Source organism: Streptomyces sp. NBC_00012 (assembly GCF_045040875.1).
Lineage (GTDB): Bacteria > Actinomycetota > Actinomycetes > Streptomycetales > Streptomycetaceae > Streptomyces.
The window spans coordinates 1,500,284-1,526,382 of the sequence record NZ_CP108309.1 but is presented as its reverse complement, the minus strand read 5'-3'; the positions used below and the strand labels follow the sequence as shown (position 1 = coordinate 1,526,382).

At 70.2% G+C, this 26,099-nt stretch carries 21 protein-coding genes; 16 read left to right on the top strand and 5 right to left on the bottom strand.

Annotated features, from left to right (window positions below; genetic code table 11):
• The first annotated feature begins 125 nt into the window (after positions 1-125).
• The 3 genes from OHA19_RS07110 (at position 126) to OHA19_RS07100 (ending at position 3,314) form a co-directional block, all read left to right on the top strand.
• Positions 126-1,055, top strand: a complete 930-nt coding sequence (locus OHA19_RS07110) for a class I SAM-dependent methyltransferase (RefSeq protein ID WP_405718580.1) — start codon at positions 126-128, stop codon at positions 1,053-1,055.
• A 171-nt stretch (positions 1,056-1,226) separates the two neighbouring features.
• On the top strand, positions 1,227-2,468 hold the full coding sequence (locus OHA19_RS07105; protein WP_405749702.1) for a CaiB/BaiF CoA transferase family protein: 1,242 nt from the start codon (positions 1,227-1,229) through the stop codon (positions 2,466-2,468).
• A gap of 303 nt (positions 2,469-2,771) precedes the next feature.
• Positions 2,772-3,314, top strand: a complete 543-nt coding sequence (locus OHA19_RS07100; protein WP_405718585.1) for a hypothetical protein — start codon at positions 2,772-2,774, stop codon at positions 3,312-3,314.
• A 384-nt stretch (positions 3,315-3,698) separates the two neighbouring features.
• On the opposite strand, the gene OHA19_RS07095 is transcribed toward OHA19_RS07100, so the two are convergent.
• Complete coding sequence (locus OHA19_RS07095; protein ID WP_405718588.1) at positions 3,699-4,181, bottom strand: RICIN domain-containing protein; 483 nt, start codon at positions 4,179-4,181, stop codon at positions 3,699-3,701.
• An 85-nt stretch (positions 4,182-4,266) separates the two neighbouring features.
• Entirely contained in the window at positions 4,267-5,103 is an 837-nt protein-coding gene (locus tag OHA19_RS07090; protein WP_405718591.1) for an aldo/keto reductase, read from the bottom strand.
• A 263-nt stretch (positions 5,104-5,366) separates the two neighbouring features.
• Between OHA19_RS07090 and OHA19_RS07085 the strand changes: the two genes are divergently transcribed.
• From OHA19_RS07085 to OHA19_RS07075, 3 genes are all read left to right on the top strand, one after another.
• On the top strand, positions 5,367-6,152 hold the full coding sequence (locus OHA19_RS07085; protein WP_405749701.1) for a Tat pathway signal sequence domain protein: 786 nt from the start codon (positions 5,367-5,369) through the stop codon (positions 6,150-6,152).
• Positions 6,153-6,336: 184 nt separating this feature from the next.
• Complete coding sequence (locus tag OHA19_RS07080; RefSeq protein ID WP_405749699.1) at positions 6,337-7,593, top strand: glycosyl hydrolase family 8; 1,257 nt, start codon at positions 6,337-6,339, stop codon at positions 7,591-7,593.
• Between the two features lie 10 nt (positions 7,594-7,603).
• Positions 7,604-9,667, top strand: coding sequence for a PQQ-dependent sugar dehydrogenase (locus OHA19_RS07075; protein WP_405718598.1), 2,064 nt, complete (start codon positions 7,604-7,606; stop codon positions 9,665-9,667).
• 49 nt (positions 9,668-9,716) lie between these two features.
• Here the strand turns inward: OHA19_RS07075 and OHA19_RS07070 are convergent, their stop codons facing one another.
• Positions 9,717-11,516 carry an AMP-dependent synthetase/ligase gene (locus OHA19_RS07070; RefSeq protein WP_405718601.1) on the bottom strand — a complete coding sequence of 600 codons (1,800 nt, stop codon included), beginning with the start codon at positions 11,514-11,516 and terminating at the stop codon, positions 9,717-9,719.
• A gap of 336 nt (positions 11,517-11,852) precedes the next feature.
• Entirely contained in the window at positions 11,853-12,755 is a 903-nt protein-coding gene (locus OHA19_RS07065) for a LysR family transcriptional regulator (protein ID WP_405718603.1), read from the bottom strand.
• A gap of 118 nt (positions 12,756-12,873) precedes the next feature.
• Here OHA19_RS07065 and OHA19_RS07060 point away from each other — a divergent pair, with 118 nt between their 5' ends.
• Positions 12,874-13,905: a bile acid:sodium symporter family protein gene (locus OHA19_RS07060; RefSeq protein WP_405749697.1), complete on the top strand. Its 1,032-nt coding sequence runs from the start codon at positions 12,874-12,876 to the stop codon at positions 13,903-13,905.
• Between the two features lie 45 nt (positions 13,906-13,950).
• Here the strand turns inward: OHA19_RS07060 and fdhD are convergent, their stop codons facing one another.
• Positions 13,951-14,799 carry a formate dehydrogenase accessory sulfurtransferase FdhD gene (gene fdhD / locus OHA19_RS07055; RefSeq protein WP_405718609.1) on the bottom strand — a complete coding sequence of 283 codons (849 nt, stop codon included), beginning with the start codon at positions 14,797-14,799 and terminating at the stop codon, positions 13,951-13,953.
• A 320-nt stretch (positions 14,800-15,119) separates the two neighbouring features.
• Between fdhD and OHA19_RS07050 the strand changes: the two genes are divergently transcribed.
• The 9 genes from OHA19_RS07050 (at position 15,120) to OHA19_RS07010 (ending at position 25,867) form a co-directional block, all read left to right on the top strand.
• Positions 15,120-16,070 carry a beta-ketoacyl-ACP synthase III gene (locus tag OHA19_RS07050; protein ID WP_405749695.1) on the top strand — a complete coding sequence of 317 codons (951 nt, stop codon included), beginning with the start codon at positions 15,120-15,122 and terminating at the stop codon, positions 16,068-16,070.
• Positions 16,071-16,139: 69 nt separating this feature from the next.
• The gene (locus OHA19_RS07045) at positions 16,140-16,817 is read left to right on the top strand and encodes a GntR family transcriptional regulator (protein WP_405749693.1); all 678 of its coding nucleotides are present in this window, start codon (positions 16,140-16,142) and stop codon (positions 16,815-16,817) included.
• Positions 16,818-16,898: 81 nt separating this feature from the next.
• Positions 16,899-18,332, top strand: a complete 1,434-nt coding sequence (locus OHA19_RS07040) for a VWA domain-containing protein (RefSeq protein ID WP_405718617.1) — start codon at positions 16,899-16,901, stop codon at positions 18,330-18,332.
• Positions 18,333-18,499: 167 nt separating this feature from the next.
• The gene (locus OHA19_RS07035) at positions 18,500-19,681 is read left to right on the top strand and encodes an ROK family protein (RefSeq protein ID WP_405718619.1); all 1,182 of its coding nucleotides are present in this window, start codon (positions 18,500-18,502) and stop codon (positions 19,679-19,681) included.
• Between the two features lie 174 nt (positions 19,682-19,855).
• Positions 19,856-21,382, top strand: a complete 1,527-nt coding sequence (locus OHA19_RS07030; RefSeq protein ID WP_405749691.1) for a sugar ABC transporter ATP-binding protein — start codon at positions 19,856-19,858, stop codon at positions 21,380-21,382.
• Complete coding sequence (locus OHA19_RS07025) at positions 21,379-22,425, top strand: ABC transporter permease (protein WP_405749689.1); 1,047 nt, start codon at positions 21,379-21,381, stop codon at positions 22,423-22,425. The genes OHA19_RS07030 and OHA19_RS07025 overlap by 4 nt, the downstream gene beginning before the upstream one ends.
• 76 nt (positions 22,426-22,501) lie before the next feature.
• Complete coding sequence (locus OHA19_RS07020) at positions 22,502-23,539, top strand: substrate-binding domain-containing protein (protein ID WP_405749687.1); 1,038 nt, start codon at positions 22,502-22,504, stop codon at positions 23,537-23,539.
• 72 nt (positions 23,540-23,611) lie between these two features.
• Positions 23,612-24,850, top strand: a complete 1,239-nt coding sequence (locus OHA19_RS07015) for a Gfo/Idh/MocA family protein (RefSeq protein WP_405718631.1) — start codon at positions 23,612-23,614, stop codon at positions 24,848-24,850.
• A gap of 12 nt (positions 24,851-24,862) precedes the next feature.
• Positions 24,863-25,867 (top strand): sugar phosphate isomerase/epimerase family protein, encoded by a 1,005-nt coding sequence (locus OHA19_RS07010; RefSeq protein ID WP_405718634.1) that lies wholly within the window; start codon positions 24,863-24,865, stop codon positions 25,865-25,867.
• Positions 25,868-26,099 lie beyond the last annotated feature (232 nt).

Sequence of the window (26,099 nt, the reverse complement as noted above, 5' to 3'; positions counted from 1 at the left end):
CGATCCTGTGGCGCTTGACGCGTGAATGTTTCGCCGTGCGGCACGGGTATGACGCGTCATGTGTGCGACTTGCTGAACCGGCAAGGGAACTTGCCAGGTGGATTGGAGGAGGTGAGGCTGTCCCCATGAGTCAGCACACCGATCACGGCCGACACCAGCACGCCTCCCACGGCCACCGCCACGGCGCGGCCCATGGGCACCACCACGACAACGGCGACCTCGACTGGGACGTCATGGGGCCGATGCTGGAGCAGGAGGCCGAAGTCAGCCGACCGCAGTACGAGGAGGCCGCCCGCTGGATCGCCGGGCTTCCCACGGCACCGAAGGTGCGCAGGGTGCTCGACATCGGCAGCGGACCGGGCGTGATCTCCTGCCTGCTCGCCGAGGAGTTCCCCGAGGCGGAGGTCGTCGCCGTCGACGCCACCCCGGCGCTGCTGGAACGCACTCGTGCCCGCGCCGAACGGCTCGGCCTCGGCGACCGGGTCCGTACCCGGCACGCCGACATCCCCGGCGACCTCGAGGGGCTCGGGGAGGCGGATCTCATCTGGGTGGGCAACGCCCTGCACCACATGGGCGACCAGCGCGCCGTCCTCGCCGGATTCGCCGCACTGCTGCGCCCCGGCGGAACGGTCGCCCTGGCCGAGGGCGGTCTGCAGCCCCGCCGTCTTCCGCGCGACATCGGCATGGGGCGGCCCGGTCTGGAGGCCAGGCTGGAAGCGATCAACGCGGACCGGTTCGAGAACATGCGGTCCGCGCTGCCCGGCACCAAGCGGGAGGCCGAGGACTGGAGCGCACTGTTCACCGCGGTGGGGCTGGAGCCGCAGGGCACCCGCAGCTTCCTGCTCGACCTTCCGGCACCGCTCCCCGGCCCGGCACGCGACCATGTCGTCGCCGAGCTCACCCGTCGCCGCGAGATGTTCGAAAAGGACCTCTCGGCCGAGGACATCGCCGTACTCGACCGGCTGCTCGACCCCGAGGACCCGGCCGGACTGCGTCGGCGCCCCGATGTCTTCCTGCTCTCGGCGCGCACCGTGCACCTGGGCCGCCGGAGCTGACGCCGACCGGATCCCCGGCTCACGGCCCATCGACGGATTGGAGTGGTACCCGGGGTCCGGACAGGACATCTCGTCCACTGGCACGGGGTGTGCGGCATGCCCAGGATGAGGCTTCGCGATCGCGGCCATCAGCGGCCCGGTGCGTGACAGGCCTTGTCGAGAGGGAGCCGAATGCAGCACACCCCAGCCACCCCGGACACCGGAGCGACCCCGGCGGCCGCCCCGTCGCAGACGCGCATTCCGGACGGTCGCCCGGTGGGAACGCCCGTTCCCGGCCCCCTGTCGGGTGTCGTGGTCGCCGACTTCGGGCGGGTGCTGGCCGCTCCGTACGCCACGATGCTCCTCGCCGACCTCGGCGCCGACGTCATCAAGGTGGAGCGTCCCGGCGCGGGCGACGACACCCGGGCCTGGGGGCCGCCCCACGCCCATGGGGAGTCGACGTACTTCCTGTCCGTGAACCGCAACAAACGGTCCTTCGCCATCGATCTCGGCACACCGGAAGGGCGCCGCGACGCCCATGCACTGGTGCGCCGGGCCGATGTGCTCTTCGAGAACTTCCGTCCCGGCACGATGGACAAGTACGGACTCTCCTACGCGCAGGCCGAGACGCTCAACCCCGGCATCGTCTACTGCTCGGTGACCGGATTCGGATCCGGCGAAGGCGCCGGGCTGCCCGGCTACGACTTGCTGCTGCAAGCGGTCGGCGGGCTGATGAGCGTCACCGGGCCCGCGCCGGGACAGCCCGTCAAGACGGGTGTGGCGCTCGTCGACGTGCTCACCGGACTGCACGCGGCCGTGGGCGTCATGGCGGCGCTGCGCCACCGCGACGCGACCGGTGAGGGTCAGCACGTCGAGGTCGATCTGCTGTCCTCGCTGCTGTCGAGCATGGTGAACCAGGCGGGTGGCTACACCCTGGCCGGTCAGGTGCCGGGCATCCTCGGCAATCGTCACCCGTCCATCGCTCCGTACGAGGTCTACCGGGCGGCGGACCGGCCACTGGTCGTCGCCGTGGGCAACGACCGGCAGTTCCACGCTCTGTGCCGGGGCCTGGGCGCCGAGGAGCTGGCCGCCGACCCCCGGTTCGCGTCGAACGCGGACCGGGTCGCACACGTCGACGCGCTGGCCGGGGAGATCTCCACGCGGCTCGCCCCGCGCACCGCGGCCGAGTGGTTCGACCTGCTCACCCCGCTCGGTGTGCCCTGTGGCCCGGTGAACGACCTCGCGGGCGCCTTCGATCTCGCCGAGCGCCTGGGCCTGTCGCCGCAGGTCACACCGGCCGACGCGGACCCCGACGACCCCATGCGCCTGGTGGCCAACCCCATCGGGCTGTCCCGCACCCCGCCGCGCTACGAACGGCGGCCGCCGCGTGTCGGTGAGCACACCGAGGACCTCAGGCGCTGGCTGGACGACTGACCTGGGCATTTACGGCATCAGTGTCTTGCCCGGCCCGTGTCAAGGCAAGACACACTGCCGCCAGGGTGAGTGGGCATCAGAAAGTCCCCTGTGCAGGCTAATGGCAATTCAACGCACCTGCGAACAGGGGCAGTTGGAACTCATCTAATGATGTGAAAATCGCATATTGCGTATTTCATGTAACCCGACTGGCGCTCGGGCGCCGGCCTTCGACGTGTCTGAAATGACACGTATTCGGATCGTCAGTAATTTCATCCGCAGATCGACCGCATCGGTCGGTCTCTCTGAGACAGGAGAAGCGACATGATTACGCGTTCCACGATCGTTACGGCTGCCGTCGCGGCCGCCGCGGCCCTGGCCGCCACCGGCATCACCTACGCTTCGGCTGCCACCACCGAGCCGGCTCAGGCGGCTGCCCCGGCCGTCCAGCAGGCTGCTCCCGTTTCGGCTCTCGGCGGCGGCGACGTCGGCAAGGGCAACGAGGGCAAGGGTGGCAACGAGCGAGGTGGCGGCGGCTACGGTGGGGGCCGGGACCACTACGAGGGCCGCATCCACATCAACGAGCGGACGTACAGTGACGAGCGCGGCGGCTGCGTGACCGTGGTCAGCGGCCTCGGCTCCAAGACGCTCAACATCCGCAACGACAGCCGCCACACCGTCGAGGTGTTCCGCGGGGTCACCTGCGACAACGGCGCCCCCATCGCCACCGTCGGACCGCACAGCGACAGCAACGGGGTGCACCCGGGCCACGTCGAGGGCGGTGTGTGGGTCAAGAACGGTGTCGTGGGCAGCTTCCGAGTGATCGAGCGTCACTACGACGACGACCGCGGTGGCAGGGACTGGTAAAACCGAGTCACTCAGGTGACGTAGAACCCCGGCCCGCCGTAATCGGGCCGGGGCTCCATTCAGGCTATCCGACCGGGTCGCCCCGGTCGGATAGCCTCACCTGAACGACCACCACAGGTTCGAACACCTGCTAGGCCATATTAAAGCCGGACGGCGAGGCTCTGCCAGCCGGCCGGTACGGCCCTTGGCAGGGCCCGGCGACCGGGCGGCAGAACGTGGCGTCGGCGCGGCAGACGCCGCCCATGTCCCAGCCGCCGGGGGGTCGGCGGGTCGTCTTGACCCAGGCGAGTGACGGCCCGGGGCGGGACGGCCCCGAAGGGCCGCCGGAACGGCGGTCCGTACTACGCACAGCCGCACATGTCCCCGTGCGGGCCTGTATCCGGCCTATGCACCGGTGGCGTCCCGCACCGGCTCCAACCGCCACCACTGGCCGGGGGAGTCGGTGTCCTCCCACTGCTGGACACGCGCGCCGCCCACCTTGCTGCCGTCGGCCACTTCGAGGACGAGCCCGCTGATGAAGCTGACCAGGGTCACCACCCCCGGCGCCTCCAGATGTCGCTCGATCAGCCACTCCTGGGCGCCGTAGTTGTTGGCCCGCCACTGCTGGATCACGGCGCCGTTCTCGGTGGAGGCATTGGCGACGTCCAGGCGCTTTCCGCTGTGGACATTGACCAGGTAGTGGAGCGCGGCGCCCTCGTGCACGGGCGAGAGCTGCCAGTGCTGGGCCGCCGAACCGCTCTCCGCGCCCTGCTGGACCGGGGCGCCGCCGCCCTTGGCGGAGTCGCGCACCTCCAGCAGCAGCCCGCTGGCCACATTGCGCAGCCGGTAGTGGCCCGCCGCGACGACGGGCGCGGTGTCCCCGTTCATTTTCCGGTCCCTTCAGCCCCAGGGCTGTCCCGTGGCGGACCGCCGCCCGGCTCGGCAGCCGGGCGGCGGTCCGTTCCGCTGTGTTTCAGGCGCCGGCGTTGAACTCACCGGGGTTCGGGCCGAGGCGCTTGCCCTCGTCCAGTGCGGCGAACGCCGCCAGGTCGTCGGCGTCCAGCTCGAAGCCGAACACATCGAGGTTCTCCACGATCCGGGACGGCGTCACGGACTTCGGGATCACCACATTGCCGGTCTGGAGGTGCCAGCGGAGCACCACCTGGGCGGGCGTGCGGTCGTGCTTCCGGGCGATCGCGACGACCGTCGGGACCTCCAGGAGGCCCTTGCCCTGGCCCAGCGGCGACCATGCCTCGGTCGCGATGCCGTGCTTGGCGTGGAAGACGCGCGACTCGGCCTGCTGGAGCTGCGGGTGGAGCTCGATCTGGTTGACCGCCGGGATCACGGAGGTCTCGCCGAGCAGCCGCTCCAGGTGCTCGGGGAGGAAGTTCGACACACCGATGGCCTTCGCGCGCCCGTCGGAGTGGATCTGCTCGAACGCCTTGTACGTGTCGACGTACGCGTCCTTGGCCGGGGTCGGCCAGTGGATCAGGTACAGATCCACATAGTCCAGCCCCAGCTTGTCGAGCGAGGCGTCGAAGGCGCGCAGGGTCGAGTCGTAGCCCTGCTCGCTGTTCCACAGCTTCGTGGTGACGAACAGCTCTTCGCGTGCGACACCGGAGGCCGTGATCGCCCGGCCGGTGCCCCGCTCGTTCTCGTAGATCGCGGCGGTGTCGATGCTCCGGTACCCGGACTCGATGGCGGTGGCCACCGCCTTCGTGGCCTCGTCGTCCGGCACCTGCCAGACACCGAAGCCGAGCTGCGGCATCTCGACGCCATTGTTGAGAGTGATGGAGGGGACCTGGCTCACGAGCGGTCGATCCTTACGTCGTCGGTTGGTACTCGCAAGGTCAACGATCAACGACGGCCAGGCATTCCCCCCGCAGCCCGGGCGTCCACGGCCTGCGTCACCGCCCCTTCGGCGCCCCGCCACACCCTCCGGCCTCTTCTCCGCACGGGCCATTGACCGGGGCCCACCAGCACGCAACCCTTGAGCGCGTCACTGAACTACGGACACTCTTGTGAACGCGGCAACGCCGAGACCCTGAAGGAACGACTCCGAGTGAGGTCGAAGTGACGAACCCATCCAGGCGTGCCCTGCTCGGTGCGGCCATCGGCGGCGCCGTCGCCGCCACCGCCGGGCTCCCCGCCACCGCGCACGCGGCGAGCTGGAAGCTGCGCTGGTCGCCCTCGGCGGGCAGCGGCGGACTCGGCGCCTTCGAGACCATCGAGGACGACCGGGCCGATTCCCATCCGGCCGGGCAGCCGCACATCCTCGCCGAGGGCGACAACTTCCGGTTCAACATGCACACCGTCGACCGCGACACCTCGACGGACCGTCAGCGCCAGGAGGTGACCGGGCTGCGCACCGGGGCGAGTTCGTACCTCAAGTGGCTGCCCGGGGAGACCTGGCGGGTCACGTACCGCATGTACATTCCCGGCTCGCTGAAGGCGACCACCAGCTTCACCCACATCATGCAGATGAAGCAGCCGGGCACCGGCACCTCGCCGATCGTCGTGCAGTCCCTGCGCCGGGTGAACGGCGTGCAGACCATCGAACTCAAGCTGGCCGTCGCCGACATCCTCGTCGGTCGCACCGACCTCGTACCGCTCCAGAACAAGTGGATCGACGTCGACTTCCGGATCGCGATCGGTGACGGCGCGGCGGGGTCGGTCCGCTGGATCCTCAAGGACGGGGCGACCACGGTCGTCGACGGGTCGAAGTCCGGCGTCGACACGCTCCTCGCCGACCGGGTCCGGCCCAAATGGGGCATCTACCGGTCGCTCGGCGACACCTCGGGATCCTTGCAGGACACCCATCTCCTGCTCACCCGCATGCGCGGCTACCAACTGCTCTGACCGGCCCGTCCCGATGCCGGGCTGCCCGCATCCGGCCCGACCGGAGTGCCCCGTCCGGGATTTGGGCCCACGCAGGGCATTGACAGAAAGCTCCGCAGGGAATCCTATGCAGTGTCGGTTAGGAACCTTTCCTAACACCGAACCGGAAGGGATCACCGTGCACCCTGCCGCACCCCCACGCCGCTTGGCTGCTGCTCTCACAGGCCTCAGCTGCCTGCTCCTGCCTCTGCTGGGACATCTCCCGAACGCCTCCGCCACCGGGACCGACACCGTCCGGGCCGCCGCCGACGGCCCCGCAGTGCCTTTCGGCAGCCACCGATTCCCCTACGCCACAGGGACGCTGAAGCCCTCCGGTACGCAGCCGGCGCTCGACCAGGCCGTGATCAAGACGTACAACGCCTGGAAGTCCGCGTTCGTCAGGAAGAACTGCGGGAACGGCTGGTACGAGGTCATCTCGCCGGACGCCGACCACCCCTACGTCGCCGAGGCCCAGGGCTACGGGATGGTCGTCACCGCGACGATGGCGGGCGCCGACCCGGAGGCGAAGACCGTCTTCGACGGCATGGTCAAGTACGTGCTTGCGCATCCCTCGGTGAACAACGCCAATCTGCTCGCGGCCGAACAGGACGCCTCCTGCAAGAGTGTCGACGGCTCCGACTCGGCGACCGACGGGGACCTCGACGTCGCCTTCGGGCTGCTCCTCGCCGACAAGCAGTGGGGCTCCACCGGGACGTACGACTACAAGAGCCTCGCGGTCAAGCACATCAACGCCATCAAGAAGAGCGAGGTCAACCCGACCACGCACCTGACGCTGCTCGGTGACTGGTCGGACTCGGGGGAGTCCCACTACTGGATGACCCGCTCCTCGGACTGGATGATCGACCACTTCCGCGCCTTCAAGACCGCCACCGGTGACAGCACCTGGGACACCGTGCGCACCGCACACCAGAACCTGATCACCTCCCAGCAGTCCAAGTACGCATCCGCGACAGGGCTGTTGGCCGACTTCGTCGTCAATACCAACACCACCGCCAAGCCCGCCCCGGGCGAGGTGCTGGAAAGCCCCAACGACGGCGACTACTCCTGGAACGCCTGCCGCGACCCGTGGCGCATCGGCGCCGACGCCGTCACCAGCGGGGACAGCGCCTCGCTCGCCTCGGCCCGCAAGCTCAACTCCTGGATCAAGACCAAGACGGGCGGGAACCCGGACAAGATCGCCAGCGGTTACCACCGGGACGGTTCGGTGTTCGACAGCGGCAACGACATGGCGTTCACCGCCCCGTTCGTCGTGACCGCGCTGACCGACTCCGGCTCCCAGGCCTGGCTCGACGCGCTCTGGAACAAGCTCGCCGCCACCTCGATCGACCCGGATCTCTACTACGGCGGGAGCGTCCAGCTCCAGTCGATGATCGTCGCATCCGGCAACTACTGGGTCCCCTGAGGAGGCCGGGATGCAGATCGCGACGCTCACCACGCAACGCCGGAAATCAGCCGCCCTCACGGCCGTGCTGCTCTGCACCGCCCTGGTGCAGGCGGTCCCGCAGCAGGCATCCGCGGCCGCCACCCGGTACGAGGCGGAGTCCGCGTCGATCGTCGAGGGCGCCGCCGAGTCCAACCACTCCGGCTACTCGGGCACCGGATTCGTCAACGGCGACAACGTCGCCGGCAGCTATGTGGAGTTCACCGTCACCGCGGCCTCCGCCGGCACCGGAAAGATCGCCATCCGCTACTCCAACGGCACCGCGGACGCCAGGCCCGCCGATGTCGCCGTGGGCGGCACGGTCGTCTCGGCCGCCCGCGCCTTCGACGCCACCACCGACTGGAACACCTGGGCCACCTCCACCCTGACCGCCGCCCTCAAGGCGGGCAGCAACAAGATCCGGCTGACATCCACGACGGCCAACGGGCTCCCCAACCTCGACTACCTCGACGTCACGGTCACCCCGTCGGACACCGAGGCACCCACCGCACCCACGGCGCCCAGCTGCTCGGAGATCACCGAGAACAGCCTCACCCTCAGCTGGGGAGCGGCCACGGACGACGTGGGTGTCGTCGCGTACGACATCTACGAACACGGCAACAAGTTCGGCGAGGCACCGGGCACCGCCACCACGAAGAGCCTCACCGGGCTCACCGCCGACACCACGTACAACCTCACACTGTTCGCGCGTGACGCGGCCGGCAATGTGTCGTCGGTCAGCCCCATCGTGGACTGCACCACCTTGAAGAGCGACGACACCACCGCACCCTCGGCACCCGGCACCCTGTCCGCCTCGGGCCTCACCGCGAACAGCGTCGCACTGAGCTGGGGGGCGTCGACGGACGACAAGGCCGTCACCGCCTACGAGGTACGCAGCGGCAGCACCGTCTACAGGACCGTGACCGGCACTCCGCCCGCCACCACGACCACGCTCACCGGGCTCGCCTGCGCCAGCCCGTACAGCCTGGACGTCGTCGCCAGGGACGCGGCGGGCAACGCCTCACCGCCGAGCAACACGGTCACCTTCACCACCCCGGACTGCGCCACCGACGGCGGGGTGCCCTCCGGCATCGCCACCGTCTCCGGCGGCTGGTCCATCCCCTGGGGCACCTACTGGATGCCCGACGGCAAGACCGCGCTGGTGACCGAACGGGACAGCTTCAAGGTCCTCAGGACCACCCCCGACGGCACCAGGACCCAGGTCGGTACCGTGCCCGAAGCCGTCACGACCGACGGCGAGGGCGGCCTGCTCGGCGTCGCCGTCGACCCGAAGTGGTCCACCAACCACTACGTGTACTTCATGCACACCGCCTCCGAGGGCAACCGGGTCGCCCGGATGACCTACGACGGCAGCTCGCTCAGCGGGTACACGGTCCTGCTCCAGGGGATCAAGAAGAGCAGGTACCACAACGGCGGACGGCTCGCCTTCGGCCCCGACGGCTTTCTGTACGCGTCGACCGGCGAGGCGCAGACGCCCGACCTGGCCCAGGACAAGAACTCGCTGAACGGCAAGATCCTCCGGATGACCACGGACGGCAAGGCGGCCCCCGGCAACCCGTTCGGCAACTACGTCTACAGCTACGGACACCGCAATCCGCAGGGCCTCGCCTTCGACCGCAACGGCCGTCTGTGGGAGGCGGAGTTCGGCGACAGCAAGAAGGACGAGCTCAACCTCATCAAGCCGGGCAAGAACTACGGATGGCCCGTCTGCGAGGGCACCTGCACCACCACCGGCATGACCAACCCGAAGAAGACCTGGAACATCTCCGAGGCCTCACCCAGCGGGATCGCCATCGTCCGCAACGTCATCTACATGGCCGCGCTGAAGGGCGAACGGCTGTGGCGGGTGCCGATCACCGGTGACACCGAGAACCTGGGCACACCGAGCGCGTACTACGTGGGTACGTACGGCAGGCTGCGCACCGTCACCAAGGTGCCCGGACAGGACCAGCTCTGGCTCTCCACCACCAACTGCGACAACAAGGGGAACGAGCCCGACGGCTCGGACAAGCTGTTCCGCGTCTCGATCACCTAGCGCGTACGCCGGACGTTGTACGCGCTGTACCGCCGGGGCACGCCACGTCTCAGCGGTACAGCGCGTCGACCTCCGCCGCGTACGCCGTCTCGATCGCCCTGCGCTTCAGCTTCAGCGACGGGGTGAGCAGACCGTGCTCCTCGCTGAAGGGAAGCGCCAGGATCCGGAACGTACGGATCGACTCGGCCTGGGAGACCGCCGTGTTGGCGGCCACCACCGCCCGCCGGACCTCCATCTCCAGGCCCGGATCGCGCACCAGCTCCTCCGGCTTCAGCGGCGCCCGCCCCTGCATCCCGAGCCAGTGGTCCACCGCCTCCTGGTCGACCGTGACCAGGGCCGCGATGTACGGCCGGTCGTTGCCGACCACGATGCACTGCGAGACCAGCGGATGCGCCCGCACCCGCTCCTCCAGACCGGTCGGCGAAACGCTCTTGCCGCCCGATGTCACCAGGATCTCCTTCTTCCGCCCGGTGATCGTCAGATAGCCGTCCTCGTCCAGCGAGCCGAGATCCCCGGTGGCCAGCCAGCCCTCGCGCAACACCGCGTCGGTGGCCTTCGGATCGCCGAGATAGCCCCCGAACACATTGCCGCCGTGCAGCCACACCTCGCCGTCCTCGGCGATGTGCACGGTCGTCCCCGGGATCGGCAGCCCGACCGTGCCGTACCTGGTGCGCTCCGGCGGATTGGCCGTCGCCGCGGCGGTCGACTCGGTCAGCCCGTAGCCCTCGTACACCGTGACACCGGCGCCCCCGAAGAACAGGCCGAGCTGACGCTCCATCCCCGAACCGCCGGACATGGCGTGCCGGATCCGGCCGCCCATCGCATCGCGCACCTTCTTGTACACGACCTTGTCGAAGAACTGGTGCTGCATCCGCAGCCCGGCGGACGGCCCCGGACCGGTCCCGAACGCCCGCGCCTCCAGCGCCTCCGCGTACTTCACCGCGATGTCCACGGCCTTGTCGAACGGCCCGATCCGGCCCTCCGCCTCAGCCTTGCGCCGGGCGGCGTCGAAGACCTTCTCGAAGATGTACGGAACCGCCAGGATGAACGTCGGCCGGAACGACACCAGGTCCGGCATCAGCGCCCTGGCCGACAGCTCCGGCTGGTGGCCCAGCTTCACCCGGCCCCGGATCGCCGCCACCTCGACCATCCGGCCGAAGACATGCGCCAGCGGCAGGAAGAGCAGGGTCGCCGCCTCATCACCCGGCTTGGAGTGGAAGACCGACCTCCAGCGGGCGACCATGGTGTCCGTCTCGAACATGAAATTGGCGTGCGTGAGCACACAGCCCTTGGGGTGTCCCGTCGTCCCCGAGGTGTAGATGACGGTCGCCACCGACTCCGGCGTCACCGCGCGGCGGTGGCGGTGCACCACCTCGTCCTCGACGTCCGCCCCCGCGTCGGTCAGTTCGGACACCGCGCCGGCGTCCAGCTGCCAGAGCCGCTTGAGTCCGGGGAGACGGTCGATCACCGAGGCGATCGTCATGGCGTGGTCCTCGTGCTCGACCATGACGGCCGACACCTCGGCGTCGTGCAGCATCCACAGCACCTGCTCGGCCGAGGACGTCGGATAGACGGGTACGGACTGGGCGCCGACCGTCCACAGCGCGAGGTCGAAGAGCGTCCACTCGTAGCGCGTGCGCGACATCAACGCCACCCGGTCGCCGAATCTGACGCCGTGCGCGATCAGCCCCTTGGCCAGCGCCAGCACCTCGTCACGGAACGCCGCAGCGGTGACATCCCGCCATTGTCCGCTCGCGTCTTTCCGGCCGAGCGCGACCCGGTCCGGGTCTTCCTCGGCATGGTCGAAGACCACATCGGCCAGGCCGCCCACGAGGGGCGCGGCCGCCATGGGTGGGACAGTGAACTCGCGCAATGACCTGCTCCTTGTGGCGCTCCGCACAGCGCCGTGACGCTACCCCACCGGGCGGCGCGGCGGGAGAGCCACGCACCGGTGGACAACCTGGCATATGCACAGGTCAGTCACCTAAATCCGGCCAGAAGGGCAAGCCTCGGGCGTGGCCGGGACCGTAGGGTGAGCGGCGGGCGCCGGAATCTCCACCGAATCTGTACGCCACTGCCACTCCCGTTCCGGACGCATGCGCCGTGCTCTGCCCTCATCCGTCCCGAATCGGATGGTTCGGTCACATGACCTCTGCCGTCCATGGCTTCCCGTACGCACGGGCGGTCATGCGCTCTCCCGGCCGTTGACCGAACCGATCGTGCCGACGCCCCGGATCAGCCGGTCGCCGCCCGCCAGGATCGCCGCCGCCAGGGCGTCCGCGGCCTCGTGCGTCCCGTCGCGACGCGGGCCGTGCGACAGCACGAAGTCCACCCCGCCCAGCTCCGGCAGGCCCGCTCTGGAGGGCACCGGGGCCAGGCCCGGCGGGATCAGCCCACGGCTGTGCGCCATCACGCCCAGCCCCGCGTGGGCCGCCGCGATCAGCCCGCTCAGGCTGGTGCTCGTGCAGGCCACCCGCCAGGACCGGCCGTGCTCCTCCAGGACCTCCAGAGCACGGGCCCGGGTGATGCCGGGCGGTGGAAAGAGGACCAGCGGAACCGGGCGGTCCGGGTCGATCCGCAGCTGCGGTGCGCCGATCCAGGTCAGCGCGTCCTGCCAGACCAGCTCGCCGTGCGTGTCACCGGCGCGCCGCTTGGCGAGCACCAGATCGAGCCGGCCGGCCGCGAGCCGCTGGTGCAGCGTCCCGGAGAGCTCCACCGTCAGCTCCAGCTCGACCTCCGGGTGGTCGCGGCGGAACGACTCCAGAATCTCCGGCAGCCGGGTCTGCACGAAGTCCTCCGAGGCCCCGAACCGCAGCCGCCCGCGCAGCCGGGTGCCGGTGAAGAAGGCCGCGGCCCGTTCGTGGGCCGCGAGTATCGTCCGGGCGAAGCCGAGCATCGCCTCGCCGTCCACGGTGAGATCGACCCGGTGCGTGTCCCGGGTGAACAGCTGCCGCCCCGCCGCGTCCTCCAGACGCCGCACATGCTGGCTCACCGTGGACTGCCGTACCCCCAGCCGACGGGCGGCCCGGGTGAAGCTCAGCGTCTGGGCGACGGCGAGAAAGGTACGGAGCTGTGCGGGGTCGTACATGGCACCAGGCTATCGCGCACCGTGATGACAGTGAGAGCGGTGTACGGGATTCCCGATCGCCCCGATCAGGAGCAGCATGGACCGGGCACGACCAGAACCAAGAGAACATGTGGAGCACATGAGCCGCCGCACCCTGAAGCCGCCGTCCTGGCTGCCGCTCGACCCGTACATCCTGGCGCTGATCGGCACCGTCGTGCTCGCGGCGATACTGCCCGCGTCGGGGGCCGCCGCCCAGGTGGCGGGCGGTGCCTCGACCGGAGCGGTCGCCTTCCTCTTCTTCCTGTACGGCGCCCGGCTCTCCACCGCCGAGGCGCTGGACGGACTGAAGCACTGGCGACTCCATCTCACCGTGCTGATCTGCACCTTCGTGGCGTTCCCGCTGCTCGGGCTGGCGGGCCGGGGACTGGTTCCGTACGTCCTGACGCCGCAGCTCTACAGCGGCTTCCTCTTCCTCTGCCTCGTCCCGTCGACCATCCAGTCGTCGATCGCCTTCACCTCGATCGCCCGCGGCAACGTGCCCGCGGCGATCTGCGCGGGCTCCTTCTCCTCGATCGCCGGGATCTTCCTCACCCCGCTGCTCGCGGCCGCCCTGCTCGGCAACGACGGCGGCGGATTCTCGGCGGACGCGCTGCTGAAGATCGGTGTCCAGCTGCTGCTGCCGTTCGTCGCCGGGCAACTGCTGCGCCGCTGGATCGGTGGCTTCATCACCCGCCACAAGAAGGTCCTCGGCTATGTCGACCGCGGCTCGATCCTGCTCGTCGTCTACACGGCCTTCAGCGAGGGCATGGTCTCGGGCATCTGGCACCAGGTCACCCCGGCCCGGCTCGGGGCGCTGCTCGGCGCCGAAGTGCTGCTGCTCGCGCTGATGCTCGCGCTGACCTGGTACGGGGCGAAGCGGCTCGGTTTCGACCGGGAGGACCGGATCGCCATCCAGTTCGCCGGTTCGAAGAAGAGCCTGGCCTCGGGACTGCCGATGGCGAGCGTGCTGTTCGGGGCGCAGGCGTCCCTCGCCGTGCTGCCGCTGATGCTCTTCCACCAGATGCAGCTGATGGTGTGCGCCGTGATCGCCAAGCGACGCTCGCGCGACGCGGTGCGGGAGGAGCGGCCGGCCGGCGGACCGGTGGCGCCGGAGCCCGCCGTCGCGAGCTGACGGCGCGGCCCGCCCGGGGGCGCTGTGCCGGGCGGGCCGGTCGCCTCAGTCCCGTCCGGCCGTCGCCTCCAGGGCGATGCGGTGCTCGCCCGCGTACACGTTCATCGACGGGCCCCGCAGGAAGCCGACCAGGGTCAGTCCGGTCTCGGCCGCCAGATCGACGGCGAGGGACGACGGCGCCGAGACCGCCGCGAGCATCGGGATCCCGGCCATCACCGCCTTCTGGGCCAGCTCGAACGAGGCCCGCCCCGACACCAGCAGAATCGACCGGGACAGCGGCAGCCGGTGGTCGGTCAGGGCCCGGCCGACCAGTTTGTCGACCGCGTTGTGCCGGCCGACGTCCTCCCGGATGTCGAGCAGTTCGCCCGTCTCGGAGAACAGTGCCGCCGCGTGCAGCCCGCCGGTCCGGTCGAAGACCCGCTGGGCCGCGCGCAGCCGGTCGGGGAGGGCGGAGAGCAGCGCGGGTCCGACCCTGAGCGGGGGAGTGTCGGCGACCGGGTGCCGGGTCGTGGTGCGTACCGCGTCCAGGCTCGCCTTGCCGCAGAGCCCGCAGGACGAGGTGGTGTACACATTGCGTTCGAGCGTTATGTCGGGGACCGCGACCTCGGGGGCGAGCTTCACGTCCACCACGTTGTACGTGTTGACGCCTTCGGCCGTCGCTCCGGCGCAGTAGACGATCGACTGCACCTCGGAGCCGTCACCGATGACGCCCTCGCTCACCAGGAACCCCGCCGCCAGTGCGAAGTCGTCGCCCGGCGTGCGCATGGTGATGGCGAGCGGCCTGCCGTTCAGCCGGATCTCCAGGGGCTCCTCGGCGACCAGGGTGTCGGGGCGGGTGGAGACGGCCCCGTCCCGGATGCGGATGGTGCGGCGACGCTCGGTGACCCGTCCCATTGCGGTTGAATCCGATTCTGTACGTGGTGGAAGCCGGGCCGGGCTGGAAGCCGGACCGGCCCTTGTCCTGCTTGTCCTGCTGTCCTGCACATGGAGTGTGACATCGCAGCCGGTGTCGCAGCATGCGCAGGGAGCGGTGATCTTCGCCTGAATCTGCTGGTAGACAGAATATTGTCTACAATATGCCTTCCGAAGCGTCGGGGCTGTCGTCAAGTCTCCAACGGTCGGGCGCTATTCCTGTGGGAACACGTGCACGTGTACCGGGCGGTAGCGACCAAGACTGGATGGTTCCTGCCATACGTAGCGAGGGGACCCCGTACATGACCGGCTCACGTGTCGTGGCGCTCGGCCACTATCAGCCCGCCAAGGTGCTCACCAACGACGATCTGGCGGCCATGGTCGACACCAGCGACGAGTGGATCACCAGTCGCGTCGGCATCAAGACCCGCCACGTCGGTGGCCCGGACGAGCCGGTGGACGAGATGGCCGCGCAGGCGGGGGCCAAGGCGCTGGCCGCGGCGGGGCTCCAGCCGGCCGAGGTCGATCTGGTCCTGGTCGCCACCTCGACCGCGATCGACCGCTCGCCGAGCATGTCGGCGCGCGTCGCCGCCCGGCTCGGGATGGGCTCGCCGGCCGTGATGGACATCAACGTGGTCTGCTCCGGCTTCACCCATGCCCTCGCCACCGCCGACCACGCGATCCGGGCCGGGGCCGCCGAACGGGTCCTGGTCATCGGCGCCGACAAGATGGCGGACATCGCCGACTGGACGGACCGCAGCACCTGCGTCCTGCTCGGTGACGGAGCCGGTGCGGCGGTCGTCGTCGCGGAGCCGCACGGGGAGGGCCGGCCCGGGATCGGACCCGTGCTGTGGGGTTCGGTGCCGGAGATGGGGAACGCCGTACGGATCGAGGGGACGCCGCCGCGGTTCGCGCAGGAAGGGCAGTCCGTCTACCGCTGGGCCACCACACAGCTGCCGCCGATCGCCCGCAAGGTGTGCGAGAAGGCCGGTGTGACGCCCGAGGACCTCGGGGCGGTGGTGCTGCACCAGGCCAACCTGAGGATCATCGAGCCGGTCGCCAGGAAGATCGGCGCGGTCAACGCGGTCATCGCCAGGGACGTCGTGGTTTCCGGCAATACCTCCGCCGCCTCGATCCCGATGGCCCTGTCCAAGCTGGTGGAACGCGGCGAGGTCCACAGCGGCGCGCCGGTCCTGCTCTTCGGCTTCGGCGGGAATCTCTCGTACGCGGGTCAGGTGATCCGCTGTCCCTGAGGGGCGTGGCGTGCTCGGTAGCCTGTAGCCGACGAGCAATGGGTGCTCGTCGGCTGGAGGGGGACCGGGATGGTGTCCGCAGGACTGCCGCAAGGGGCTGTGCCGAAGCTGGAACGGCCCGGTCCGTTGCGCGAACGCGTCTATGAGACGCTGCTCGAACTCATGACGACGCGTGCGCTCCGCCCCGGCCAGCACTTGGTCGAGAGCGAGTTGGCAGGCCATCTCGGGGTGTCCCGTCAGCCGGTGCGCGAGGCGCTGCAGCGGCTGAACACCGAGGGCTGGGTCGATCTCCGGCCCGCCCAGGGCGCGTTCGTGCACGAGCCCACCAAGGAGGAGGCGGACCAGCTGCTCTCGGTCCGCACCCTTCTGGAGGCGGAGGCCGCGCGTCTCGCCGCGGCCGACTGCGACGAGGCCGGCGTCGCGGCCCTGGAAAAGATCTGCGCCAAGGGCGAGCAGGCCGTCGCCGACGACGACGTGGACCTCGCGGTCGCCACCGACGCGGCCTTCCACGCCAAGGTCATGGAGCTGGCGGGCAACGCCGTCCTCGCCGGGCTCGCGGGCCAGGTGGACCGCCGCGTCCGCTGGTACCGCACCCCGGTGGCACGTCAGCGCGGTATCCGGTCCTGGATCGAGCACCGCTCGCTCATCGCGGCGATCGCCGCGCGCGACGGACAGCGGGCCACGGAGATCGTGCGCTCCCACATGGAGAACACGCACGAGACGTACCACCGGCACGACGAGAGCTGACCGCCCCGATCCGCCGGACAGGCCCTGGCCGGGTCCGGCCCGTCGGGGCGTGTGCGTCGGGCAGCAGGCAGACTTGCCGGTGTGACGACACTGAGCAAAGGCGCCAACATACCGGTCGCGGCCCGCGAGGTCAGGGCCGTACTCGACTGGCCGGCGGGGTCCGGGGTCCCGGACGTGGACGCTTCGGCCCTGTTGCTGACCCGCGACGGACGGGTGCGGTCCGATGACGACTTCGTCTTCTACAACCAGCCGCGGCACGCGTCGGGCGCCGTGAGCCACCTCGGCAAACAGCCTGGCAGCGAATCGCTGGACGTCAGGTTGGGCGCGCTGGGGCCGGACGTCGACCGCGTCGCCCTCTGCGCCTCCGCCGACGGCGGCACGTTCGGCCAGGTGCCGGGGCTGTGTCTGCGACTGCTCGACGCGGCGTCCGGCGCCGAGCTGGCACGCTTCGACATCGCCGCAGGTACGGAGACCGCGCTGGTCGGCGGCGAGCTCTACCGCCGCGACGGCGGCTGGAAGTTCCGTGCGGTCGGCCAGGGCTACGCGAGCGGACTGGCCGGACTGGCGACCGACTTCGGGATCAGCGTGGACGAGGAACCGCCCGCGACCGTGCCCGGCCCGAAGCCCGTGACGACTCCGGGCCCCGCCCCCGCGCCGCCGTACACTCCTCCCGCGCCGCCGTTGCCTCCTGCCGCGCCGCCGTCGTGGCCCGCGCCGGAGCTCGCCGGGGGCGGCGGATCCGGCCCCCGGCTCACCAAGGGTGAGGAGCGGCTGCCCGTGGACATGCGCAAGCGCCTGTCGCTGCGCAAGCAACAGGTTCTGGTCAGCCTGAGCAAGCAAGGCGTACCGGACCTTCGGGCACGCGTCGTCCTCGTCCTCGACGCATCGGGTTCGATGGGCGGCCTCTACCGGAGGGGCACGGTGGCGGCTGTCGCCGAGCGGATGGTGGCCGTCGCGGCGCAGCTCGACGACGACGGCGAGATGCAGGCGTGGACGTTCGCCACCAACCCGGCCCGGCTGCCCGACCTGGCCGTGGGTGACCTGCCCGAGTGGCTCGGGCTGCACGTACGGGTGGGCCAGACCTTCGGCTTCGGCCGCAGGAAGCCGCCGAAGGGACTGGTCCCCGGTCAGATCGACATGCGTACGGTCGGCATCCAGAACGAGGAACAGAAGGTCATCGCCGAAGTGCGCGCCTTCGTGCGGGCGCATCCGGTGCCCGACCCGACGCTGGTCCTGTTCTTCTCGGACGGCGGTGTCCACCGCAACCGGGAGATCGAGCAGGAGCTGCGGGCGGCCGCCGAGGAGCCGGTGTTCTGGCAGTTCGTCGGACTCGGCAGCTCCCAATACGGTGTGCTGGAACGATTCGACACCATGCCGGGCCGCCGGGTCGACAACGTCGGCTTCTTCGCCGTCGACGACATCGAGAAGATCTCCGACCAGGAGCTGTACGACAGGGTCCTGTCGGAGTTCCCCTCCTGGCTGCGGGCCGCCCGGCAGGCGGGAATCCTGCGCTGAGCATCCGGCCGGCGGGCGTCGGCCCCACCGACCGGCTTTGTCCTCGGTGTGGAGAAAGTTGTAGTGGATTCCTGCGCAACTTCTTCCCACTCCCGGCAACCGCTGCTACGTTCCCCTCGAAAGCCCGACGTACAGGCCGATGTGGCGGGGAGGGGCGCGTGAGACGTATGACTGCACGACCCGCGAATGCGCATCAGGCGCGACTGCTGCGGCTGTTGCGTGACGGCGGGCCCAACTCCCGGGCACAGCTGGGGGATCAGGTGGATCTCTCGCGCTCCAAGCTCGCCGTCGAGGTCGACAGACTGCTGGAGACCGGACTCGTCGTGGCCGACGGCCTCGCCGCATCCCGCGGCGGGCGCCGCTCGCACAACATCCGGCTCGCGCCTCAACTGCGGTTTCTCGGCGTCGACATCGGGGCCACGTCAGTCGATGTGGCCGTAACCAACGCCGAGTTGGAGGTACTGGGCCACCTCAACCACCCGATGGACGTACGCGAGGGGCCCGTCGCCATCTTCGAGCAGGTGCTGTCCATGGCGGCCAAGCTCCGAGCCTCGGGGCTCGCCGAGGGTTTCGACGGCGCGGGCATCGGCGTACCCGGCCCGGTCCGCTTCCCCGAAGGCGTACCGGTCGCACCGCCGATCATGCCCGGCTGGGACGGCTTCCCGGTCCGCGAGGCGCTCAGCCAGGAACTGGGCTGCCCCGTCATGGTCGACAACGATGTGAACCTGATGGCGATGGGGGAGCAGCACGCGGGCGTCGCGCGCTCCGTGGGCGACTTCCTCTGCGTCAAGATCGGCACCGGAATCGGCTGCGGCATCGTCGTCGGCGGTGATGTCCACCGCGGTACGACGGGCAGCGCCGGTGACATCGGCCATATCCAGGTGGAACCCGAGGGCCGCGCCTGCGCCTGCGGCAACCGGGGCTGTCTGGAGGCCCACTTCAGCGGTGCCGCGCTCGCCCGCGACGCCGAGGACGCGGCCCGCTCCGGGCGGTCGGCGGAGCTCGCCGGCCGTCTCGAAGCGGCCGGGAGACTCACCGCCGCCGATGTGGCCGCCGCCGCGGCCGCCGGTGACGCCACCTCGCTCGACCTGATCCGTGAAGGCGGCAACCGGGTCGGCCAGGTCATCGCGGGACTCGTCAGCTTCTTCAACCCCGGTCTGGTGGTGATCGGCGGCGGTGTGACCGGCCTCGGCCACACCCTCCTCGCCAGCGTCCGGACCCAGGTCTACCGGCAGTCGCTGCCGCTTGCCACCGGGAATCTCCCCATCGTGCTGGGCGAGTTGGGACCGGCCGCCGGAGTGATCGGCGCCGCCCGGCTCATCAGCGACCACCTCTTCTCACCGGCCTGACCCCCGGGCCGGCAGCACAGGGGCGCACCCCCGGAAACACCGGGAGCGCCGGGAACACCCGCACCACCGCACCTGGTACAGCCCTGCCCGCTCATCGGCCTTCCCCGAGCTCCCGGCCGCGTCCCAACAGGCGCGTCCGGACAGGGGAGACCCCATTCGCCGAGGGGATTCGTCATGGCACCAGAACCACCCCTGCTCACCATGTCCGGCATCACCAAGTCGTTCCCCGGAGTGCGCGCCCTCGACGGCGTGGACCTGGAGGTCCAGGCCGGCGAAGTCCACTGTCTCCTCGGGCAGAACGGCGCCGGCAAATCCACCCTCATCAAGGTGCTCGCCGGGGCCCACCAGCCCGACGACGGCGAGATCGCCTGGCGCGGCGAACCGGTCGCGCTGAAGTCGCCCATAGCCGCCATGCGGCTGGGCATCGCCACCATCTACCAGGAACTCGACCTGGTCGAGGGCCTGTCCGTGGCCGAGAACGTCTTTCTCGGCCACGAACCCACCACCGCCCGCTTCGTCGTCCGCATCCGTGAGGGCCGCACGGCCGCCGCCGCGCTGCTGAAGCGGCTCGGCCACCCGGAGATCGACCCGGCCCGCCCGGTCGGCGAACTGTCCGCCGCCCAGCAGCAGATCGTCTCCATGGCGAGAGCGCTCTCGCACGACGTGCGGCTCATCGTCATGGACGAGCCGTCCGCCGCACTCGACCCGGACGAGGTCGACAACCTCTTCCGCACCGTCGCCTCGCTCACCGCCGACGGCGTCGCCGTCGTCTACATCTCGCACCGCCTGGAGGAGATCCGCCGGATCGGCGACCGGGTGACCGTGCTCAAGGACGGCCGGGCCGTGGCCGTCGGGCTGCCCGCCGAGTCCACTCCGACACGCGACATCGTTGCCATGATGACCGGCCGCAAGGTCGAGTACGTCTTCCCGCCCCGCACCACGGACCGTGCGGGCACAGCCGGGGCGGAGCCCGTACTGAAGGTCGAAGGGCTGACCAGGAAGGGGGAATTCGCCCCGGTGGACCTGGAGTTGAGGCCGGGCGAGATCGTCGGCCTGGCCGGACTCGTCGGCTCGGGGCGCTCCGAGATCCTGGAGACCGTCTACGGTGCCCGCAGGCCGAGCGCCGGACGGGTGACCGTGGCCGGCAGGCAGCTGAAGCCCGGCAGCGTCCGCGCGGCCGTCGCCGCCGGAATCGGCCTCGCCCCGGAGGAGCGCAAGGCGCAGGCCCTGCTGATGCTCGAATCCGTCACCCGCAACGTCTCCGTCTCCTCGATGTCCCGCTTCTCCAGGGCGGGCTGGATCGACCGAGGGGCCGAGCGCCGGGCGGCCCGCGAAGCCACCCGCGAACTCTCGTTGCGTCCCGACAACCCGGACACCCCCGTCCGTACGCTCTCCGGCGGCAACCAGCAGAAGGCGGTCCTGGCCCGCTGGCTGCTGCGCGGCTGCCGGGTCCTGCTGCTCGACGAACCTACCCGCGGTGTCGACGTCGGAGCCCGCGCCGAGCTGTATGCCGTGATCCGCCGGCTGGCCGACGAAGGCCTCGCCGTCCTGCTCGTCTCCAGCGAGGTGCCCGAAGTGCTGGGCCTCGCCGACCGGGTGCTGGTGCTCCGCGAGGGCCGCGTCGTGCACACGGCCGACGCCCGGGAGCTCGACGAGCATCGCGTACTCGACCTAGTGATGGAAGGGAGCCCGACGTCATGACGCAGCCCGTTTCCCCGACGCAGCAGGGCGGGCCGGACAAGGGGGCCGTCGCCCCGGTCTCCGGCCCCCGGAAGAAGGACGGCCCCGCACGCACCGGTGGCCTGCGCCCGGACGTCCGTAACCTCTCGCTCCTCGGCGTCCTCGCCGTACTGGTCGTCGTCGGTGGATTCACCGAGCCCGACGCCTTCCTGGACACCGGGAACCTTCAGCTGATCCTGACCCAGTCGTCCGTCATCGGTGTCGTCACCGTCGGGATGACCTTCGTCATCACCAGCGGCGGCATCGATCTGTCGGTCGGCGCGATGGTCGCACTCGCCTCCGTCTGGGCGACCACGGTCGCCACCCAGGAGTACGGCTTCGCGGGGATCCTGTTCACTGCGGTGATCGTCGGACTCGGTGCCGGGCTGGTGAACGGGTTGCTCATCGCGTACGGGCGGATGGTGCCGTTCATCGCGACGCTGGCCATGCTCGCCTCGGCCCGCGGGCTCGCCCTCCAGATCACCGACGGCAGGACCCAGATCGTCACCGTCAAGTCCGTCCTCGATCTGGGCCTGCCCGACTCCTACGTCCTCGGCATTCCGCCGCTGGTGATGATGTTCGCCGCGGTGACCGTCGTCGGCTGGCTGGTGCTGAACCGTACGACCTTCGGACGGCGCACGGTCGCGGTCGGCGGCAACGCGGAGGCCGCCAGGCTGGCCGGCATCGACGTACGGCGCCAGCGGCTCTTCCTCTATCTGCTCTCCGGGCTGTGCTGCGGCATCGCCGCCTTCATGCTGATCATCCTCTCCGGCTCCGGCCAGAACACCAACGGCAATCTGTACGAGCTGGACGCCATCGCGGCCGCGATCATCGGCGGCACCCTGCTCATCGGCGGCCGCGGAACCATCGTCGGCTCCGTGCTCGGTGTCCTGGTCTTCACCACCATCACCAACATCTTCGCGCTCAACAATCTGCAGAGCGACGTCCAGCAGATCGCCAAGGGCGCGATCATCGTCGCCGCCGTCCTGGTCCAGCGCCGCACATCGGCGCACGGCGAGACCTGACCCGCCACCGCCCCCACCACCCCTCCCGTTCGTCACACGCCACAACGCCACGCACCGGATGAAGGGTTCGACAGCCATGCCAGAAACCAGCCGCAGACGACTGCTCTTCGGCACCGCGGCCGTCTCCGCGGGCGCCCTGCTCACGGCCTGCACCAGCAACGACCCCAAGACCGAGGACACCGCCAAGAACACCGGTCCCGCCGCCGACGACAAGCCCGGCAAGCCCGTCACCATCGGTTTCGCGGGTCCGCAGGCCGACCACGGCTGGCTCAACGCCATCAACGAGAACGCCAAGTCGCGGGCGGGCAAGTACTCCGAGGTGACACTGGAGTCCACCGAGGGCTCCAACGACACCGCCGCCCAGATCGGCCAGGTCAAGACCCTCATCAACAAGAAGGTCGACGTCCTCGTCATCCTCCCGGCCGACGGCAAGGCGCTCACCCAGGTCGGCCTGGAAGCCATGCGGGCGGGCATCCCCGTCGTCAACCTGGACCGGATCTTCGCCTCCCCGCAGGCCTACCGGTGCTGGGTCGGCGGCGACAACTACGGCATGGGCCTCAACGCCGGCACGTACATCGGCGAACAGCTCAAGGACAAGGCGGACGCCAAGGTCGTCGAGCTCGCGGGGATCGACAATCTGGAGCTCACCAAGCAGCGCAGCCAGGGCTTCGCCGACGCGCTGAAGAACTACCCCAACATCAAGCTGGTGGCCCGTCAGGCCGCCGACTTCACCGTCGAGTCGGGCCAGGCGAAGATGGCCCAGCTCCTCCAGGCGCAGAAGAGGATCGACGCGCTGTGGAACCACGACGACGACCAGGGCGTGGGCGCGCTGCGCGCCATCCAGCAGGCCGGCCGTGACGAGTTCCTGATGGTCGGCGGCGCCGGGGCCAAGTCCGCGATGGACGCCATCAAGGCCGACAACAGCGTGCTGAAGGCCACCGTTCTCTACCCGCCGACGATGGCCGCGTCCGCCATCGACCTGGCCCGTGCGCTGGCCCAGGGCAAGGGCGTCGGCGGCCTGGCCGAGCTGGAGATCCCGACCGGCCTCACCCTCTACTCGGCCGTGGTCACCAAGGAGAACATCGACCAGTACCTGCCGACGGGCTTCAGCTGATCCGCCCCGCAGGGGGGTGCTGACCGACCCCCCTGCCGTATTCATCGAACGACCGACGAGGAGGAAGCCCCGATGGCCCGTAGGGAAGAGACGGATCAGGAGGCCGCAGCGCCACCGACGCGGCGGCCGGCGACGAGCGCGCCCGTGCTCGGAGTCGGCATGGTCGGATACGCGTTCATGGGCGCCGCCCACTCACAGGGCTGGCGCACCGCGGGACACGTCTTCGACCTGCCGATGAGGCCGGCTCTCGCCGCGATCTGCGGACGCGACCGGGCCGCGGTCGACGCGGCCGCCGCCCGTCATGGCTGGGCGGCGGCGGAGACCGACTGGCGCGCCCTCATCGCCCGGGACGATGTGCAACTCGTCGACATCTGCACCCCCGGCGACAGCCATGCCGAGATCGCCATCGCCGCCCTGGAGGCGGGCAAGCACGTGCTGTGCGAGAAGCCGCTCGCCAACACGGTCGCCGAGGCCGAGGCGATGACCGAGGCCGCGGAGCGCGCGGCGGCCCGCGGCCAGGTCGCCATGGTGGGCTTCAACTACCGCCGGGTGCCCGCGATCACGTACGCCCGGCACCTGATCGCCGAGGGGCGGCTCGGCACCCTGCGGCACGTTCGCGCCGCCTACCTCCAGGACTGGCTCGTCGACCCCGAATCGCCGCTCACCTGGCGGCTGGAGCGGGAACGCGCCGGCTCGGGCGCACTCGGCGACCTGGGCGCCCATATCGTCGACCTGGCCCAGTATCTGGCGGGGGAGCCGCTGGTCGGGGTGTCGGCGGTCAGCGAGACCTTCGTACGCGAACGGCCCCGGCTCGCGGGCTCGTCGGCCGGGCTGTCCGGAGCGGCGGACGCCGGTGCGCGAGGGGCGGTGACCGTCGACGACGCGGCGCTGTTCACCGGCCGGCTCGCCTCCGGGGCGCTGGCCTCGTTCGAGGCGACCCGGATGGCCGCCGGACGGAAGAACGCACTGCGGCTGGAGATCAACGGGGAGCGCGGCTCGCTCGCCTTCGATCTGGAACGGCTCAACGAACTGTCCTTCCACGACCACACCGAACCAGCCGCCACCGCGGGGTTCCGGCGCATCCTCGTCACCGAACCCCAACACCCCTACCTGGAGGCGTGGTGGCCGCCGGGCCACGCCCTCGGCTACGAGCACACCTTCGTCCACCAGGCCCGCGACCTGGTGCGGACGATTGCCGAAGGGACCTCCCCTGAACCGTCGTTCGCGGACGGACTCCAGGTGCAGCGGGTGCTCGCAGCGGTGGAGGCGAGCGCCGAGCAGAACTCCGTACACACCCCCGTGGTTCTCTAGGAGGCCTTGCCCATGCCCCGTCCCTTCACACTGTTCACCGGCCAGTGGGCCGACCTGCCGCTGGAGGAGGTCTGCCGGTACGCCCGGGACTTCGGCTACGACGGTCTCGAACTCGCCTGCTGGGGCGACCACTTCGAGGTCGACAAGGCGCTCACCGACCCCGGCTATCTGGACGGCCGGCGGCAGCTGCTCGACAAGTACGGACTGAAGTGCTGGGCGATCTCCAACCACCTGGTCGGCCAGGCCGTCTGCGACGATCCGATCGACGAGCGGCACCGGGGCATCCTGCCCGCGCGGATCTGGGGCGACGGCGAGCCCGAAGGGGTCCGCCGCCGGGCCGCCGAGGAGATCAGAGACACCGCGCGGGCGGCCGCCGCCTTCGGGGTGCGTACCGTCGTCGGCTTCACCGGCTCGTCGATCTGGCACCTGGTCGCGATGTTCCCGCCCGTTCCGCCGCACATGATCGAGCGGGGCTACGAGGACTTCGCCGAGCGGTGGAACCCGATCCTGGACGTCTTCGACGCGGAGGGCGTGCGGTTCGCCCATGAGGTGCACCCCAGCGAGATCGCGTACGACTACTGGACCACGCACCGCGCACTGGAGGCCGTCGGCCACCGGGCGGCGTTCGGGCTGAACTTCGACCCCAGTCACTTCGTCTGGCAGGACCTGGACCCGGTCAACTTCCTGTACGACTTCCGGGACCGGATCTACCACGTGGACTGCAAGGAGGCACGCAAGCGCCTCGACGGCCGCAACGGCCGGCTCGGCTCGCATCTGCCCTGGGGCGATCCCCGGCGCGGCTGGGACTTCGTCTCGGCCGGGCACGGTGACGTGCCCTGGGAGGACGTGTTCCGGATGCTCCGGTCCATCGACTACGACGGGCCGGTCTCCGTGGAGTGGGAGGACGCCGGGATGGACCGGCTGGCCGGTGCGCCGGAAGCGCTGGCCACGCTGAAGCGGTACGACTTCGATCCGCCCGCGGCGTCGTTCGACGCGGCCTTCGGGGGCAGCGACTGACGACCCGGCAGAGGGAGTTGTAGCCCCGGACCCCCGGTCCGGGCAGGGGCGGGGCCGGGAGGGAGCTCCACGGCCGCCCCGCGCTCACACCTGCCCTCGCCCCGCTTTGTCCTGACGCAGGAAAAAGTTGACCGGACCGCTGCGCAAGGGCTTTCCGTCCCGGACGAACAGGTCTACGGTCCACAACGTGTACACGACATGACTCGGGTCGCCGGTGTCCCACACACACCCC